This is a genomic window from Rhodanobacter denitrificans (assembly GCF_003335105.1).
Taxonomy (GTDB): domain Bacteria; phylum Pseudomonadota; class Gammaproteobacteria; order Xanthomonadales; family Rhodanobacteraceae; genus Rhodanobacter; species Rhodanobacter denitrificans_A.
Genome location: NZ_QFWQ01000005.1, coordinates 283426 through 300906, shown reverse-complemented (window position 1 = coordinate 300906; position 17481 = coordinate 283426). Strand labels below are relative to the sequence as shown.

Below are 17481 nucleotides of genomic sequence, written 5' to 3'. Positions count from 1 at the left end.
CGGCGCCCACGGCAACGCATGGGTCTCGGGGAGTATCAGCCCACGTCGTCAGGCATGTCTGCGGCATCGGAAATTCCGCCGGAAAATGGGCGCCGCCGATTGGATCGCCCTGCCGGAATGATGAGGGATCGACGCGGGTGACCGGAAGTGCCCAGGGCGGCCGCCATGCCGATCAGGGCCGCACGGCGCCCGCGGTCACCCGCTGCAGCACCTGCCGCAACGCCAGCGGCTTCAGCGGCTTGTACAGCACGCCTACTCCGGCTTCGAGCAGGCGCTGGCGCAATTCACCGTCGCGGTCGGCGGTGAGCATCACGGCGGGTACGTCGGCGTACCGGGCGCGCAGCAGATGCCACACGTCCAGCCCGGTCTGCCCGCCGTCGAGATGGAAATCGAGGATGTGCAGGTCGGGCTGCCACGGTGCGGCCAGCGCCTGCTCGGCGTTGCGGGCGACATGGACGTGCCAGCCCCAGCCGGCCAGCAGGCTGCCAAGCGCGGCCAGCGCCGCCGGTTCATTGTCCAGCAGCAACGCGCGGCCGGCAGGCAGCGGCTGTGGCGCATGCGCGGGCGGCGCGGATCGCGCCACGGCCTGCGCCACCGGCATGTCGACATGGAACACGCTGCCGCGGCCGGGCCACGAACGCAGCCCGAGCGGGTGGCCGAGCAGGTCGGCCATGCGCTGGGCGATCGACAGGCCCAGGCCCAGGCCCTGCCCGCCCGCGGCGCTGCCGCGGCGGAACTCCTGGAAGATCAGCCGCTGCTCCTCCGGCGCGATGCCGGGGCCGGTGTCCCACACCTCGATGCGGAGCTGCACGCCGCGCCGGCGCGCGCCGAGCAGCACGCGGCCGCGTTCGCCATAGCGCAGCGCGTTGGACAGGAAGTTCTGCAGCACCCGGCGCAGCAGTTGCGGATCGGAGCGCACCCACGCGCGCGTACCGACCACGTCCAGCCGCACGCCGCGGTCGATCGCGATGGCACGGAACTCGGCGGCCAGCGGATCCAGCACTTCGGCCAGCGCGAACGCGCGCGGCTGCGGATGGAGGCGGCCACCCTCGAGCCGGGCCACGTCGAGCAACCCGGTGAGCAGGCCTTCGGTGGCAGCGAGCGCGCCGTTGAGATGCCGCGCGCTGGCCCCGTCGGTGCCGCTTTCGGTGAGCGAGTGGGCGAACAGCTGCGCCGCGTGCAGCGGCTGCATCAGGTCGTGGCTGACCGCGGCGAGGAAGCGGCTCTTCGCCTCGTTCGCCGCCTGTGCCTCGGCCGAGGCCGCAGCCAGTTCGCGGGTGCGTTTTTCCACCCGCAGTTCCAGCGTCTCGTTGACGCGCTTCAGCGCGGCCTCGGTCTGGCGGAACGCGGTGACATCGGTGAAGGTGGCGACGAAGCCACCGCCGGGCATCGGATTGCCGCGGATCTCGACGATGGTGCCGTCGGGAAAGCGGCGCTCGGACAGATGCCGGGTGCCCTCGCGCATGTGCGCCAGCCGACGCTGCACGCGCTGCTCCGCCTCACCCGGGCCGAGCATGCCGGCGTCGATGTTGTAACGGGTCAGCTCGGCCACCGGCCGGCCCACCTGCAACATCTCCGGCGGATAGTCGAACAGTCGCGCGTACGGCGTGTTCCAGGCCACCAGGCGCAGCTCCGCGTCGACCACGCAGATGCCCTGGCTCATGTTCTCCAGCGCCGCCTCCAGCACGCGCTGGTTGAAGCGCAGGTCCTGCGCCGCCTCGCCGACGATGGCGACCACCGTATCGAGGTCGTCGCGGCCCTGCCGGTGCACCACCTCCAGCAGCAGGCGCGCGGAGGCGGCGCCGATCACCGCGGCCAGCTCGTGCTCGACCTCGGCGACGCGCGCACCGCCGGCCGGCCCCACAGCGGGCGCGCTGGCGAACAGGTGTTCGACCCGCTCCGACGGCAGGAAGCGCGCCGCCAGCGCGCGCAGTTCGACCAGACCGACATCGCCCACGCTGACCGCACGCGCCACCCTGCCGTAGCGCGAACCGGCCACCGCCAGCATCACCGCGACGTTGACCAGCAGGCTCACCACCACGGCCCGACCAAGCCGGTTCCAGTTGCCCAGCCCGAGCAGGCCGTCCGGCGCCAGCCAGTGCAGGCCGAACGGGCCGTCATGCAGCCATGCCGGCAGGGACGACAGCAATGCTGGCAGCACCGCATACATCCACACCAGGGTGCCGGCGGCAAGCCCGGCCATGACCGCGCGCGAACCCAGTTGCGGCCGGTACACCGCGGCCAGCAGCGCCGGGGTCAGCCCGGCCAGCGCGGAGAATGAAATCGCGCCGATGTCGGCCAGCGCCTCGTTGCCCGCCAGCAGCCGGCTATAGGCCCAGGCCAGCAGGATCACCACCAGGATCGCCACGCGCCGGTAGTTCAGCAGTTCGCCGCGCAGATCGCCGTGCTCGTCGCGGCCCCAGCCCGCCCGCACCCGCAGCGGCGCGATGAAGTGGTTGACCACCATCAGGCTCAGGGTCAGCGTGGCGATCACCACCATGCTGGTGGCGGCGCTCAGGCCACCGAGGAAAGCGACCAGCGCCAACCCGTGTTCGCCGCGCGCCAGCGGCAGCGCCAGCACGTACATGTCCGACGACACGCCGCTCGCGCCCAGCCACGCGTCGCCCAGCCGCGCCAGCGGCAGGATCGGCAGCGAGATCAGCAGCAGATACAGCGGGAACAGCCAGCGCGCGGTGCGCAGCTGGCCATCCTCGCGGCATTCCACGATACCGGCGTAGAACTGGTGCGGCATGGTGAACATCGCCAGCGCGCCGAGCAGGATCAGCGCAGGGAAGCCGCCGCTGTCCGGCGGCGCCGGCACATTCGCCGGCAGATCCGCCGGCAACGCGGCGAACAGCAGCGTGCCCAGCGCCAGCATCGCGCCCAGCTTGAACAGCGATTCGAACGCCATCGCCAGCACCAGCCCGCGGTTGTGCGCCATGGTCGAGGCGCGCCGGGTGCCGAACAGCATCGCGAACAGCGCCATCAGCAATGCCACATACAGCGCGCTGTCCTGCCACGGGCTGGATTCGGCCAGCTGGCCATGGCTGAGGATGCCGTAGCTCATCGCCACCGCCTTCAGCTGCAGCGCGATGTACGGCACGATGCCGATCACCACTACCACCGTGACCAACGCCGCCAGTCCCGGATGCCGCCCCAGCCGCACCGCGATCAGGTCGGCCAGCGAACCGGCGTTGTACTCACGCACCAGTTGCACCATCCGGCGCAGGAAACCCAACGCGAACAGGTACATCAGGATCGCCCCGACGAACGTCGGCGGCAGCCACCAGCCCGAGCGGCTGGCCTGGGTCACGGTGCCGTAGAACGTCCACGAGGTGCAGTGGATCGCCAGCGACAGCGCGTAGACGATCGCCCAGCGCTTCTCGAAAATGTGTGGGCGGCGTTCGCCGAGCAGGGCCACACCGAACAGCAGGCCGAGCCAGCACAGCGCGGCGACGGCGATGACGCTGGCGCTCAGCATGGTGTTTGCGCTTGCGCGAGTGGCTTTAGCCGCAACGCTTCGATCACGCCCAGCTGGTTCAGAGCGAAGAGCTTTCGACCTCCTGCGGAGGCCGAGTTACTTCTCTTTTGCTTGTCCAAAAGAGAAGTAACCAAGAGAAAACGACCCCCCGTTTGGCGCTTGCCGGGCTCCTGCCCGGCAAGTCCGTGAGTCGGGGCCGGGCTTTTCGAGCGGGCATCCTGCCCGCGCGAAAAGGTGTTGCCATCCCTGGCAACACCCGCTGCGCGGCCTGTCGACCCCGACTCACCGCCGCGCAAGGGACCCCGGGTAGAGCAGCTGGCCATCGTGGCCCGCACTCGGTGGAAAGACGAAAGGCCGAAGCAACAGCAAGGCGTCGCCCTGCTCCTGCTCTGCTCTTGACCTGGCTCTTCCGAAAAGTGCGCGCAGGATGCGCGCCGCTCTACCCGGGGTCCCCTCTGCAGCGGCGGGCGGGTGGAGGAAAAGCCCGAAGGGTGGTTCGCATGGATGCGAACCAGTTTGGCGTCAGGGCAGGCGACGGCATGGATGCCGGAGTTGAGGCAACGCAGGGAGCGGTTGCCCGATGCCCTGTCGACAAACCCCGTAACCCGGCCGCGAACTTTCCGGGCAGGATGCCCGGAAAGCGCGCAAGCGGGGTGGCCTTTCTCTTTGGTTACTTTCTCTTTGGCCACGCAAAGAGAAAGTAACTCGGGCGCCGATGGCGCACGAAAGCTCTTGCCTCTGGAGCTTTTCGCTCTGAAAGCAGCAAGGGCAAAGGCATCGCGCACGACCGCAGGAAGTCCCTTGTGGACAGGGTGCGCTCCTACAACGACGTCGAGACCATCGGCATGGGATGCGATCAATGGCCGGCAGGCAAACCCAAAGTGCGCACCGCGTTCACCAGCCAACGCAGCTGCACGCCGTGGCGGCTGTCGTAGTCGGCTCCGGAGTATCCCCACCAGTCCCAGCATGCCTGCGGATTCAAGGGCGCGAAACTTGCGCGGGTCTGAGGATATAGCACCGCCACGGCATAGACGTCGGCCCACCGGTTGAAGCCGGCGTCCTCGACGAAGGCGTTGCCCACCGCGGCGGCGTTCTGCTTGCAGCCGTGGAACGCCACCACCACGCCGCACGGCTTGCCGGCGAGGCAGGCCGGCGGCAGGTAGACGTAGCCGGTGGCGGCCAGGAACGCGTCGGCGCCGCCAGGACGCAGCGCATCCTGGTCGAACGTGCGCAGCTCGCCCTGCGCCTTGCCCGCCGCGCGCGGCGGCTTGCCGAACATCTGCGCGAAAATCTCGCCGGCCGCATCGAAGCCGCAGTGACCCAGGTATGGCGCCACCGACTTGTCGCAATCCTCGCCGCGCGCGGCCACCGGCAGGTTGTGTGCGAACGCACGCTGTCCGTCGTCGTGCACCTGCATGCCTTTCAGCCCCGGCACGGCGTCGCGCAGCTGCCGGTAGAACTGCGCGCCCGCCTCGGCTACCGCGGGTGCCACCAGCGCGTCGCCCTTGCCGTGCAGCAGGTAGACGCGAGCGTGCGCGAGCTCCTTCAGCGCGCCGAGCTCGCCGGCGGCGGAGCGCCTGCCGGCACTGGCCACCAGCGCGCCGACGTCTGGCGCCGGCACGCCCTTCATGCAGCTGCCCAGTGCCACCTCCAGCTTGCCGCCGGCGCAGCCGTACGGGCCGCCAGCCACGATCGCCGCATTGGGGAACAGTTCCGGGTAGGCCAGCTGCACCTGCGCCGCCATATAGGCGCCGGAAGAAAGGCCCACCACGGCGGTACGCGAGGCGTCGATCTTCAGGGTCGGCAATGGCGGCGCGTCACCCGCGCGGGCCAGCGGCGCGACCAGCAGCAGGGCCAGCAGGCCGAGGGTGTTGCGCATGCATGTTCTCCGTTGGCGGACCGGCAAATATCGGCCGGAGCCGTGAAGCCGCGCGGAGGCGGCCGGAACCGCGATGGTACCCGCCCCGGCCCGTGCCGGCAGCGGGAAAAAACGCCCCGCGAAAGCGCTGGGCGCTCCCGCGGGGCGGGGAGGAACGATCGCGTCAGAACCGGTACTTCGCGCTCAGCATGACCATCCGCGGAGCGCCGTAGAAGCCCGTGTAGATGCCCAGTGCGCCGACGTTGTAGCCGGTGGTGCGGTAGGACTTGTTGGCCAGGTTGGTGCCCTGCAGGCTGAGCGACCAGGGCTGGTTGATCTGCCAGATGACGCCGGCGTTCCACAGGCCGTACGCGGGCTGGGCGATCAGCGGCGACAGCGTGGTTTCCGGGTACACCATGCTCTGGTAGGTGTAGTTCACCCGCGCGCTGACGCTGCCGCCGCTGGCCAGCGGCGTGGTGTTCTCCAGCGACAGGCCGCCGGACCACTTCGGCGCGTTGGTGAACCTCTGCTGGTCGGCGACGTTGACGCCGCGGGTCATGTACTCGGTGTACTTGGTGTGGAGATAGGCAACATTGCCGCGCACGGTCCAGTTCTCGGCCGGCTTCCAGGCGAACTCCTCCTCCAGGCCGTCGATGTGGCCCTTGCCGGCATTGGTGAAATCGCCGAAGAAGCCCTGGCTGCCGTTGGGCAACGTGTAGGAGCTGAATACCGACAGCTGGATGTTGGTATACAGATTGTGGAACAGCGCCGTATTCATCATCAGCGCGCCATCGAGGAAGGTCATCTTGCTGCCCAGCTCGAACGACTGCACCTTCTCGTCGTCGATCGGGCGGCACGAGCTGGGCACCGCCACGCAGTTGGCGCGGATGTTGTAGCCGCCGGAGTGGAAGCCCTCCGAGTAGCTGGCATAGAGCTTCACCTGCTCGCTCACGCTCCAGTCCAGCGAGACCTTCGGCGAGACGTTGCTGGTCGCGTGCGAGCCACTGAAGTTGGCCAGCGTGCTGGTCCGGGTGGTGAAGGTCTCGTCCGAAAAACCGAAGTTCTGGATCAGTGCGGTCTTGGTTTCGTGGGTGTAGCGCAGGCCCACGTCCAGGCTCCAGCTGGAATTGATGTCCCAGGTGAAATCGCCGTAGCCGGCGTAGCTCCTGGTGCCCATGCGCCCGCCGGTGCTGCCGTACTGCGACAGGTGCAGCGTGGAGTACGGCGGCGAGCCGAGGAAGATGTTGTGGATCTCGCCGTCGGCATGGCCGTCGAAGTAGTACGCGCCGAACACGCCGTGCAGGCTGCCGCCGGCGTCGTAGTTGGCCTGGAATTCCTGGCTGAACTGATGGTCCTTGTAGACCGCATTCACGTCGGCGATCTTCTCCGGCAACGTGTCGAAGTCGATGTTGGTGTCGGTCGAGGAACCGCGCACGGCGGTCACCGATTTCAGCGACCAGTTCGGGCTGGCGATCCAGTTCATCGTCAGCGCGGTGCCGTACAGCTTGGTGTGGTTGAGCTGGGCGAAACCGCTGCGGGTGTCGAAGTCGCTGGACAGCGGCTGGTAGGCCGGGTCCAGCTTGTTCACCGTTAGCATCTTGGCGCCGCGCGGGTTGGAGTTGTCGCGCACGCCGTCGACCGACAGCTGCGCATTGAACTGGCTGGACGGGAAGAAGCCGAGCGTGGCGCGCGCCGAGTTGCTGTTCTTGTTGCCGTTGCGGCTGCCGCTGAGGAGGTCCTTGCCGAAACCGTCGTTGTGCCCGCTGGCGTAGGCGATGCGCCCGCGCCACACCTGGTCCGCGCTGGCGCCGCCAAGGCTGGCCTTGACGTCCTTCTCGCCGTGGGTGCCGACGGTGGCCTCCACCGAGCCCTCAGTCTTCACCGGCAGCGGGTTGGAGACGTACTTGATCGCGCCGCCGATGGTGTTCTTGCCGTACAGCGTGCCCTGCGGGCCGCGCAGCACCTCGATGCGGCTGACGTCGAACACGTCCAGCACCGCCCCCTGCGGACGCGCCAGGTAGACGTCGTCCAGATAGATGCCAACACCCGGGTCGAAGCCCCAGGTCGGGTCGGCCTGGCCGACGCCGCGGATGTAGGCGGTGAGCGTGGTGTTGGAGCCGCGCGCGGCGTAGATCTGCAGCGAGGGCACCTTGCCCTGCAGGTCGGCCAGGTTCTGCACGTTCTGCCGTTCCAGCGACTGCGCGGTGAAGGCGCTGACCGCGATCGGCACGTCCTGCAGGGTCTCCTCGCGCTTGCGCGCGGTCACCGTGATCTGGTCCAGCTGCTTGACGCCGGTGGTCTTCGCCGGCTTGCCGCCGGTGTCGGCGGCCTGCTGCGCATACAACGGTGCCGCGGACAGCAGTCCGGTGGCCAGGCCGATCGCCAGACTCAGGTACGTGCGCTTCATGGTTTCCCCTTTCCCCGTGGTGTATTCGACAGCGAGCGCAACCACCGATGATGGATGCTGATGAAACGAGCTTAGACATCCGCGGAAGGACGGGCACTTGTACCTTCGTACAGTGCCGCCCCGGCTCGGCGCTGCGGATACTCCGGGGCCATGGTCCTGGCCGTTGCCGCGGCCCGGGCTCATCTCGAGGAGATTTACGGATGGCATTCCTGATCGTGCTGGCCGCGCTGTGCTTTCTGATGTTCGCGGCCTATCGCGGCTACAGCGTCATCCTGTTCGCGCCGATCGCCGCGCTGGGGGCGGTGCTGCTGACCGATCCGTCGCTGGTGGCGCCGATGTTCACCGGCCTGTTCATGGACAGGATGGTCGGTTTCCTCAAGCTGTACTTCCCTGTGTTCATGCTGGGCGCGGTGTTCGGCAAGCTGATCGAGCTGTCCGGTTTTTCCAAGGCGATCGTGGCGGCCACCATCGGCCTGGTCGGACGCAGCCGGGCGATCCTGTCGATCGTGCTGGTGTGCGCGCTGCTGACCTACGGCGGCGTGTCGCTGTTCGTGGTGGTGTTCGCGGTGTACCCGTTCGCCGCGGAACTGTTCCGTCAATCGGACATTCCGAAACGGCTGATCCCGGGCACCATCGCGCTGGGCGCGTTCACCTTCACCATGGATTCGCTGCCGGGCACGCCGCAGATCCAGAACATCATCCCCACCTCGTTCTTCGGCACCAATACCTGGGCGGCGCCGTGGCTGGGCACGATCGGCGCGGTGTTCATCCTGATCGCGGGCCTGGGTTATCTGGACTGGCGCCGACGCAAGGCCGCCGCGGCCGGCGAAGGCTACGGCGGCAACCTGGTCAACGAACCGGCTCCGTTCGAGGGCGGCAAGCTGGCGCATCCGTTGATTGCACTGCTGCCGCTGGTGCTGGTCGGCGCATGCAACAAGCTGTTCACCGACCTGATCCCGCGCTTCTACGGCGAAACGCAGTCGTTCCTGCCCAGCGTGGTCGGCAGCGCGAAGCCGGTGGTGCAGGAGGTGTCCAAGGTCGCCGCGATCTGGGCGGTCGAGGGCGCGCTGCTGGTCGGCATCCTGTGCGTGCTGGCGTTTGCCTGGCGTGTGGTGACCGCGCACCTCGCCGCCGGCAGCCAGGCAGCGGTCGGCGGGGCGCTGCTGGCGTCGATGAATACGGCTTCCGAGTACGGCTTCGGCGCGGTGATCGCCGCCCTGCCCGGCTTCAAGCTGGTCGCCGACGCACTGCACACGATCCCGAATCCGCTGATCAACGAGGCAGTCACCGTCACCGCGCTGGCCGGCATCACCGGCTCGGCTTCCGGCGGCATGAGCATCGCGCTGGGCGCCATGGCCGAGACCTTCGTCGCCAACGCGCACGCCGCCGGCATCCCCATGGAAGTGCTGCACCGGGTCGCCGCGATGGCCTCCGGCGGCATGGACACGCTGCCGCACAATGGTGCCGTGATCACCCTGCTGGCGGTGACCGGGCTGACCCACCGCCAGGCCTACAAGGACATTTTCGCGATCACCGTGATCAAGACGCTGGCGGTGCTGGTGGTTATCGCCGCGTACTATCTCCTCGGCGTGGTGTAGCCGCTGCGGCGGTGTCCGCGGATCGCTGGGCGCAGACTGGATGAACGGATCGAAGAAATGACGGGCAAGTTGTCACACAAGTCCGTATAATCGGTCAATTCGCCCTTCAAAAACCTGCGTGACGGCCTCCGAGCCGCCCGAGCCGATCCCATGTCCATCGAAAAACTGCGCAATATCGCCATCGTCGCCCACGTCGACCACGGCAAGACCACTCTCGTCGATTGCCTGCTCAAACAGTCCGGCACGCTCAACGAGCGCACCGTGCTGGCCGAGCGCGTGATGGACTCGAACGACCAGGAAAAGGAACGCGGCATCACCATCCTGGCCAAGAACACCGCGATCACCTGGCAGGGCAACCGCATCAACATCGTCGACACCCCCGGCCACGCCGACTTCGGTGGCGAGGTGGAGCGCGTGCTGTCGATGGTGGACTCGGTGCTGATCCTGGTCGACGCGATGGACGGCCCGATGCCGCAGACCCGCTTCGTGACCCAGAAGGCGTTCGCGATGGGCTTCAAGCCCATTGTGGTGGTGAACAAGGTCGATCGTCCCGGTTCACGCCCCGAGTGGGTCGTCGAGCAGGTCTGGGATCTGTTCGATCGCCTGGGCGCCACGCCGGAACAGATGGACTTCCCGATCGTCTACGCCTCGGCCCTGAACGGCTATGCCAGCCTTGACGACAGCGTGCGCGAAGGCGACATGACCCCGCTGTACGAGGCGATCATGCAGCACGTCAGCAAGCCTGACGTCGATCCGGACGGCCCGTTCCAGATGCGCATCAGCCAGCTGGACTACAACAACTTCGTCGGCGTGATCGGCATCGGCCGCATCCAGCGCGGCACGCTGAAGAAGAACATGCCGGTGGCGGTGATCGACCGGCACGGCAAGAAGCGCCAGGGCAAGGTGCTGCAGGTGCTCGGCTTCCTCGGCCTGGAGCGCATCGAACAGGACAGCGCCGAGGCGGGCGACATCGTCGCCATCTCGGGCATTGCCGACCTGACCATCTCCGACACGATCTGCGCACTGGACACGCCCGAGGCGCTGCCCGCGCTGACCGTCGACGAGCCGACCATCAGCATGACCTTCCAGGTGAACAATTCGCCGTTCGCCGGCAACAAGGATCTCTCCGGCGGCAAGTTCCTCACCAGCCGCCAGCTCAAGGACCGCCTGGAGCGCGAGCAGGTGCACAACGTGGCGCTGAAGGTCGAGCAGGGTTCGGACGCCGACAAGTTCCTGGTCTCCGGCCGCGGCGAGCTGCATCTGTCGGTGCTGATCGAGAACATGCGCCGCGAGGGCTACGAACTGGCCGTATCGCGTCCGGAAGTGATCATCAAGGAAATCGACGGCCAGAAGATGGAGCCGTTCGAGCAGCTGGTGGTGGACGTCGAGGAAACGCACCAGGGTCCGGTGATGGAGCGCCTCGGCATGCGCAAGGGCCAGCTCAAGAACATGGAACCCGACGGCAAGGGCCGCGTGCGCCTGGAGTACATGATCCCGGCGCGTGGCCTGATTGGCTTCCAGAACCAGTTCAAGACCCTCACCCAGGGCTCGGGCCTGCTGTTCCACGTGTTCGACCATTACGGTCCGAAGGAAGAAGGCCAGATCGCCAAGCGCCTCAACGGCGTGATGATCGCCAACGCCGGCGGCACCACCCCGGCCTACTCGCTGGGGCCGTTGCAGGATCGCGGCAAGCTGTTCGCGGCCGAGGGCGACAACGTGTATGAAGGCCAGCTGGTCGGCATCCACGCCAAGGACAACGACCTCACGGTGAACGTGATCAAGCCCAAGCCGCTGACCAACATGCGCGCCTCGGGCAAGGACGATGCGATCCAGCTGACCCCGGCGATCAAATTCACGCTGGAACAGGCGCTGGACTTCATCGACGACGACGAGCTGGTCGAGGTCACGCCGAAGGAAATCCGCCTGCGCAAGAAACACCTCACCGAGAACGATCGCAAGCGCGCCTCGCGCGGCTAGTGACGAAGCCCTGCAGCGCACGCGACCGGCATTGACACGCCGGTCGCGCGCGCCGATCATGCGCGCGCCCCGCCCGGGGCCCCATTGGATAATTGCAACCCAGATGAACGACGATCCCGCCAGTAGTCGCGGCGGCAGCCCGACGCGCCAGCGTCGCCATGCCCACCGCAGCCATACCATCACGGCACGGCCGTGAGCGGGACCGTACCGGTCTGACCCGCTCGCTCCGTGCCCCTGCACGGTAACGAGACCATGCGCTTCGCCCGTTTCCTCCTCGCCGCGCCGCTGGCGCTGGTCGCCACGCTCACCCACGCCGGCGACGCGCCCCTGTTCGTGCCCCAGTGGCTGGGCGCGCAGTACACCTTCGTCGACCAGCACCAGTCCTCGCTGCATTCGCCCTATGCCGGCCCGCTGAGCCTGCACGCCCGCAGCGACACCAGGCGCTCGGACACCTTCGGCGCGTACTTCGGCGTGGCCCTGCCCGCACGCCTGCAGTTCTACTTCGACGTGGAAATGTTCAAGGGCGGCGGCGTCAGCGACGCCACCGGCCTGGGCGGCCTGACCAACGGCGATGTGATCCGCGCCGGCACCACCGGGCTTGGCAAGAGCCCCTACGTGGCCCGCCGTTTCCTGCGCTGGACGCTGCCGCTCGGCGACGCCACCTCGACGGTGGAGCGTGCCCAGGATCAGCTGCCGGGCACGGAAGCCGTGCGGCGGATCGAGGTCAAGGTCGGCAAGATGGCCGTCGGCGACGACTTCGACAAGAACCGCTACGCCGGCAGCACACGTACCCAGTTCATGAACTGGACGCTGTTCAACGACACCGCCTGGGATTTCGCCGCCGACACCCGCGGTTATACCGACGGCGTCATGCTGGCCTGGGTGGATGCCGGCTGGAGCCTGCGCTACGGCGTCTACCGGATGCCCTTCCACGCCAACGGCCAGCGCCTGGTGCCCTCGCTGCGCCGGGCCCGCGGCGAGCAGACCGAGCTGACCGTGCAACCCGATCCGGACGGCTGGGCGCTGCGCCTGCTGGCCTTCCGCAATACCGCCTCGATGGGCGTGTACCGGCAGGCCATCGCTGCCGCGCGGGCCAGTGGCAGCGTGCCCGACATCGCGGCGGACGAGCGCCCGGGCCAGCACAAGTACGGCTTCGGCCTCAACGGCGAGCTGCCGCTGGCCGACCACGGCGACAGCGGCCTGTTCATGCGCGCCGGCTGGAACGATGGCCGCACCGAATCGTTCGCCTTCACCGAGGTCGACCGCACCCTCAGCGGCGGCTTCCAGTTGTCGGGCGTGCACTGGAACCGCCCCGGCGATCACCTTGGTGTCGGCGTCGCGTTCAACGCGCTCTCGCCGGGACATCGCGAATACCTCGCGCTGGGCGGCGAGGGGTTCGTGCTGGGCGACGGCGCGCTTCACTACGGCAAAGAGCAGATCCTCGAGACCTATTACAACCTCTCGATCGGCAAGCACCTCACCCTCAGTCCCGACCTGCAACTGGTGCGCAACCCCGGCTACAACCGCGATCGCGGTCCGGCCCGTTTTGTGGCGCTGCGGGCACACCTGGAGCTCTGATCGCCACGGCTTTCCTCAGGGCGAAGCCGCCTTCGCTTTTGCCACGGCCACACGCAACCCCGGTCGTTGCCTTGCCAGCTTGCGCAGCAGTTCGGCAAAGGCCTGCAGGTCGTCGTGCCACGGCGAGGCGTCGCGCCAGTACAGCGCGATCTCGCGGCCGCTCGCCTGCCCCTGGAGTTTCGCCAGCGCAATGTCCGGCATCGAGGCCAGCCGCTCGTGTGCCAGCGCCGGCACCAGCGCATAGCCGCCACGCAGGCTGACCAGGGCGGCCAGGCTTTCCAGGCTGACGTCCTGCACATGGCCGTGCTCGCTGCCGTCGCCCTGCAGGCCGTCGGCGTGGCTTTCGGCCATCAGCGTTGCCTCGGCCGGATCGAGCCGGGCCAACGCAATGCTGTCCTGACCGGCCAGCGGGTGGTCGGCGCGCAGCATCAATTCCCATGGCTCGAAGAACAGCGGGCGCGAAGCGATCCCGCTGGTCGCCGCTGCCGGCGGCGCCAGCACCGCGTCGAGTTCGCCTTCGCTCAACCGTCGCAGCAGGCCGCGCGGCTTGCCTTCGGAGATACCCAGCCGCGCACCGGGGAAGTGCTGCGGAAACGGCGCGATCAGGTGCGGCAGCAGGTACGGCCCCAGCGAAGCCGGCACGCCCAGCCGCAACTCGCCGCCGAAGGCGACCTCGCCGGCGCGGGCGACCTGCTGCAGGTGTTCGGCGGAGGCCAGCACCGCGTCGATCTGCTGCAGCAGCCGCTGGCCGCCCGCGGTCGGCACGATCTTCCGGCCGCCGCGCTCGAACAGCGGTGCGCCCAGCGCCTGCTCCACCTTCTGCACCTGGTGCGACAGCCCGGACGGGCTGATGTGCATCGCCCGCGCCGCGCTGTTGAAACTGCCGTGGCGATGCACCGCCTGCACCAGCGCGAGGTCGCGCAGCGAGACGGCGGCCAGGCCCATCGAAATCATCGAATGCTGCATGTCATCAAAGGCGTTTGCGTGCGTTGGTCATCGGATCCATCCTGTGCGGCGAAGTCGCCGTGAATGTCGGCGCAGTGTACCCGCCGCCACCGCCCGCGAGACGCTCCGCAAGCCATGCACGCCGTCTTCACGATGGCGTGCCGATTCGCGGCCGCGTGGGGTTTGCGCGATAATTGCGTCTTTGCCGTAACGGCGAACCCCACGCCATTCCGGCAGCGTCGTCGAGTCATCCCAGCCGCAGGATCCAGCCAGGAGCACGTCCCCATGAAAGACACCTTTTCCGTACGCGACACCCTCGAGGTCAACGGCCAGCGCCACGTCTTCGCCAGCCTGGCCAAGCTGGGCCAGCGCTACGACCTGAAGCGGCTGCCGTACTCGCTGAAGATCCTGCTGGAAAACCTGCTGCGCCACGAGGATGGCGTCGACGTCACCGCGAAGGAAATCGAGGCGATCGCGAAGTGGGACGCCAAGGCCGAGCCGGCGACCGAGATCGCCTTCATGCCGGCGCGCGTGGTGCTGCAGGACTTCACTGGCGTGCCCTGCGTGGTGGACCTGGCCGCGATGCGCGACGCGGTGGTGAAGCTGGGCGGCGACGCCACCCAGATCAACCCGCTGGCGCCGGCCGAACTGGTCATCGACCACTCGGTGCAGGTCGACGTGTACGGCACGGAAAGCGCGCTGGAGCAGAACGTGGCGATCGAGTTCGAGCGCAACCAGGAGCGCTACTCGTTCCTGCGCTGGGGCCAGAAGGCGTTCAACAACTTCAAGGTGGTGCCGCCGCGTACCGGCATCGTGCACCAGGTGAACCTGGAGCACCTGGCCCGCGTGGTGTTCACCGCCGACATCGGCGGCGAGAGCTGGGCCTACCCGGACACCGTGTTCGGCACCGACTCGCACACCACCATGATCAATGGGCTCGGCGTGCTGGGCTGGGGCGTTGGCGGCATCGAGGCCGAGGCGGCGATGCTGGGCCAGCCATCCTCCATGCTGATCCCGCAGGTGGTCGGCTTCAAGTTGACCGGCAAGCTGGGCGAGGGCGTCACCGCCACCGACCTGGTGCTCACCGTCACCCAGATGCTGCGCAAGCTCGGCGTGGTCGGCAAGTTCGTCGAGTTCTTCGGCAATGGCCTCAAGCACCTGCCGCTGGCCGACCGCGCCACCATCGGCAACATGGCGCCGGAATACGGCGCCACCTGCGGCATCTTCCCGATCGACCAGGAAGCGCTGAACTACATGCAGCTGTCCGGCCGCAGCGCCGCGCAGATCAGGCTGGTCGAGGCGTACGCCAAGGCGCAGGGCATGTGGCACGACGAAAACAGCCCGACGTCGGAGTACACCACCACGCTGGAGCTGGACCTCGCCGACGTGCGTCCGTCGATGGCCGGCCCGAAGCGTCCGCAGGACCGCGTGCTGCTGGAGGGCGTGCAGCAGAGCTTCCATGACGTGGTCGGCGCGCTCACCGCGAACCGCCGTCCGAAGAACGGTGCCGTGGCGGCATTCGCCAACGAAGGGGGGGCCACCGCGATCGGCAATCCGGCCAACGCCATCGGCGAAACCGGCGTGCTGGTCGAGAAGGACGGCGAGAGCTTCCGCGTCGGCGACGGCTCGGTGGTGATCGCCGCGATCACCTCCTGCACCAACACCTCCAACCCGGCCGTGATGCTGGGCGCCGGCATCGTGGCGAAAAAGGCCGCCGCGAAGGGCCTGAAGGCCAAGCCGTGGGTGAAGACCTCGATCGGGCCGGGCTCGAAGGTGGTCAGCGACTACCTGGAGCAGACCGGCCTGCTGAAGGAACTGGAAAAGATCAACTTCTACATCGTGGGTTACGGCTGCACGACCTGCATCGGCAACTCCGGCCCGCTGCCGGTGGAGATCAGCAAGGGCATTGCCGACGGCGACCTGGCGGTGGCCTCGGTGCTCTCGGGCAACCGCAACTTCGAGGGCCGCGTGCACCCGGAAGTGAAGATGAACTACCTGGCCTCGCCGCCGCTGGTGGTCGCCTACGCGCTGGCGGGCACGCTGGACATCGACCTGACCAAGGACTCGATCGGCACCGGCAACGACGGCAAGCCGGTCTACCTGAAGGACATCTGGCCGAGCAACCAGGAAATCTCCGACGCGATCGCCGGCGCGATCAACCCGGCCATGTTCGAGAAGAACTACGCCGACGTGTTCAAGGGCGACAGCCGCTGGAACCAGATCGCCTCGCCGGACGGCGCGGTCTACCGGTGGAATGATTCCACCTACATCAAGAACCCGCCCTACTTCGACGGCATGACGATGGCACTGGGCAAGGTGGAGGATATCCACGGCGCCCGCGCGCTGGGCGTGTTCGGCGACTCGATCACCACCGACCACATCTCGCCGGCCGGCTCGATCAAGAAGGACAGCCCGGCGGGCCGCTTCCTGATCGAGAAGGGCGTGCAGCCGAAGGACTTCAACTCCTACGGCTCGCGCCGCGGCAACGACGACGTGATGGTGCGCGGCACCTTCGCCAACATCCGCATCAAGAACCTGATGCTCGACAACGTCGAAGGCGGCTACACCCTGCACGTGCCATCGGGCGAGCAGCTGGCGATCTACGACGCCGCGGTGAAGTACAAGGCAAGCCATACTCCGCTGGTGGTGCTGGCCGGCAAGGAATACGGCACCGGTTCCTCGCGCGACTGGGCGGCCAAGGGCACCCTGCTGCTGGGCGTGAAGGCAGTGATCGCCGAGAGCTTCGAACGCATCCACCGCTCCAACCTGGTCGGCATGGGCGTGCTGCCGTGCACCTTCAAGGATGGCCAGAACGCGCAGACGCTGGGCCTGACCGGCAGGGAAACCTTCGACGTCACTGGCCTGGATGACGGCAACTCGAAGGAGGCCACGGTCACCGCCACGGCCGCCGACGGCAGCAGGAAGCAGTTCAGCGTGAATGTGATGCTGCTGACCCCGAAGGAACGCGAGTTCTTCCGCCACGGCGGCATCCTGCAGTACGTTCTACGTCAGCTGGCGGGCAAGAAGGCCGCCTGATTTCCGGCGCAAGCCGCACAAGACGAAAGACCGCCCTGCTGTCCGGGGCGGTCTTTCCGTCTGCGGGAAATCGAATGGCGCCAGCGACGCTGGCGCCTACAGCGCGTGCTTCCACGTGGCCGAGTAGCAGCGCCACGCGCCGTGTTCCTCGCGCCACGCCGATTCGACCTGGTACAGACCCAACTGGTCGGGCAACAGCTTGCCGCCGCTGCTCAGGGTGACGGTGAATGAGGCCACCATCCGCTCGCCGCGACGCTCGATCGACACCGGCCCCATCGTCACGCCGATGCGCTCGCCGCGCAACGCGAGCAGCCGCACCATATCAACCAGCTGGCGCCGGTCCAGCGTGCCGGCATTGCCGTCGAAATCTTCGCTCAGCGGTTTGCCTACGCCACTGGCCGAGCCCGCCTCGGCCGCCTGCACCACCGCCACGATCGCTTCGCGCACCTGCGCTTCATCGGGCGTGCGGCGACAGGCCGGCAACGCCAGCACCAGCAACGCAAGCGCGGCCAGCAGGCAGGCGTTTTTTCTCGAGAAGATCATCGATGGAACTCGTTGCGGTGAGGCTTGCCGCTATACGCGGGCGTATGCTCCAATGAAA

General features: G+C 67.8%; 9 protein-coding genes. 4 read left to right on the top strand and 5 right to left on the bottom strand.

The genetic code is table 11. The annotated features are described in order from the left end of the window. Positions 1-172 precede the first annotated feature (172 nt). From DEO45_RS08680 to DEO45_RS08670, 3 genes are all read right to left on the bottom strand, one after another. Positions 173-3481: a hybrid sensor histidine kinase/response regulator gene (locus DEO45_RS08680; RefSeq protein WP_114342592.1), complete on the bottom strand. Its 3309-nt coding sequence runs from the start codon at positions 3479-3481 to the stop codon at positions 173-175. Positions 3482-4337: 856 nt separating this feature from the next. After that, positions 4338-5360 (bottom strand): extracellular catalytic domain type 2 short-chain-length polyhydroxyalkanoate depolymerase, encoded by a 1023-nt coding sequence (locus tag DEO45_RS08675; protein ID WP_114342590.1) that lies wholly within the window; start codon positions 5358-5360, stop codon positions 4338-4340. Between the two features lie 163 nt (positions 5361-5523). Then, positions 5524-7746, bottom strand: a complete 2223-nt coding sequence (locus DEO45_RS08670; protein ID WP_114342588.1) for a TonB-dependent receptor — start codon at positions 7744-7746, stop codon at positions 5524-5526. Positions 7747-7946: 200 nt separating this feature from the next. Between DEO45_RS08670 and DEO45_RS08665 the strand changes: the two genes are divergently transcribed. The 3 genes from DEO45_RS08665 to DEO45_RS08655 all read left to right on the top strand — a co-directional run bounded on the left by DEO45_RS08665 (position 7947) and on the right by DEO45_RS08655 (position 12899). Further along, a complete protein-coding gene (locus DEO45_RS08665) occupies positions 7947-9344 on the top strand; it encodes a GntP family permease (protein ID WP_114342585.1) in 1398 nt (465 codons plus the stop codon). A 150-nt stretch (positions 9345-9494) separates the two neighbouring features. Beyond that, positions 9495-11321: a translational GTPase TypA gene (gene typA / locus DEO45_RS08660; protein WP_114342583.1), complete on the top strand. Its 1827-nt coding sequence runs from the start codon at positions 9495-9497 to the stop codon at positions 11319-11321. Positions 11322-11573: 252 nt separating this feature from the next. After that, complete coding sequence (locus DEO45_RS08655; RefSeq protein WP_114342580.1) at positions 11574-12899, top strand: carbohydrate porin; 1326 nt, start codon at positions 11574-11576, stop codon at positions 12897-12899. A 15-nt stretch (positions 12900-12914) separates the two neighbouring features. On the opposite strand, the gene DEO45_RS08650 is transcribed toward DEO45_RS08655, so the two are convergent. Beyond that, the gene (locus tag DEO45_RS08650) at positions 12915-13865 is read right to left on the bottom strand and encodes a LysR family transcriptional regulator (protein WP_114342578.1); all 951 of its coding nucleotides are present in this window, start codon (positions 13863-13865) and stop codon (positions 12915-12917) included. Positions 13866-14129: 264 nt separating this feature from the next. Between DEO45_RS08650 and acnA the strand changes: the two genes are divergently transcribed. Next, positions 14130-16880 (top strand): aconitate hydratase AcnA, encoded by a 2751-nt coding sequence (acnA, locus tag DEO45_RS08645; RefSeq protein ID WP_114342576.1) that lies wholly within the window; start codon positions 14130-14132, stop codon positions 16878-16880. A gap of 96 nt (positions 16881-16976) precedes the next feature. Here acnA and DEO45_RS08640 read toward each other — a convergent pair whose 3' ends face one another. After that, on the bottom strand, positions 16977-17423 hold the full coding sequence (locus tag DEO45_RS08640; protein ID WP_114342573.1) for a hypothetical protein: 447 nt from the start codon (positions 17421-17423) through the stop codon (positions 16977-16979). Positions 17424-17481: the final 58 nt, after the last annotated feature.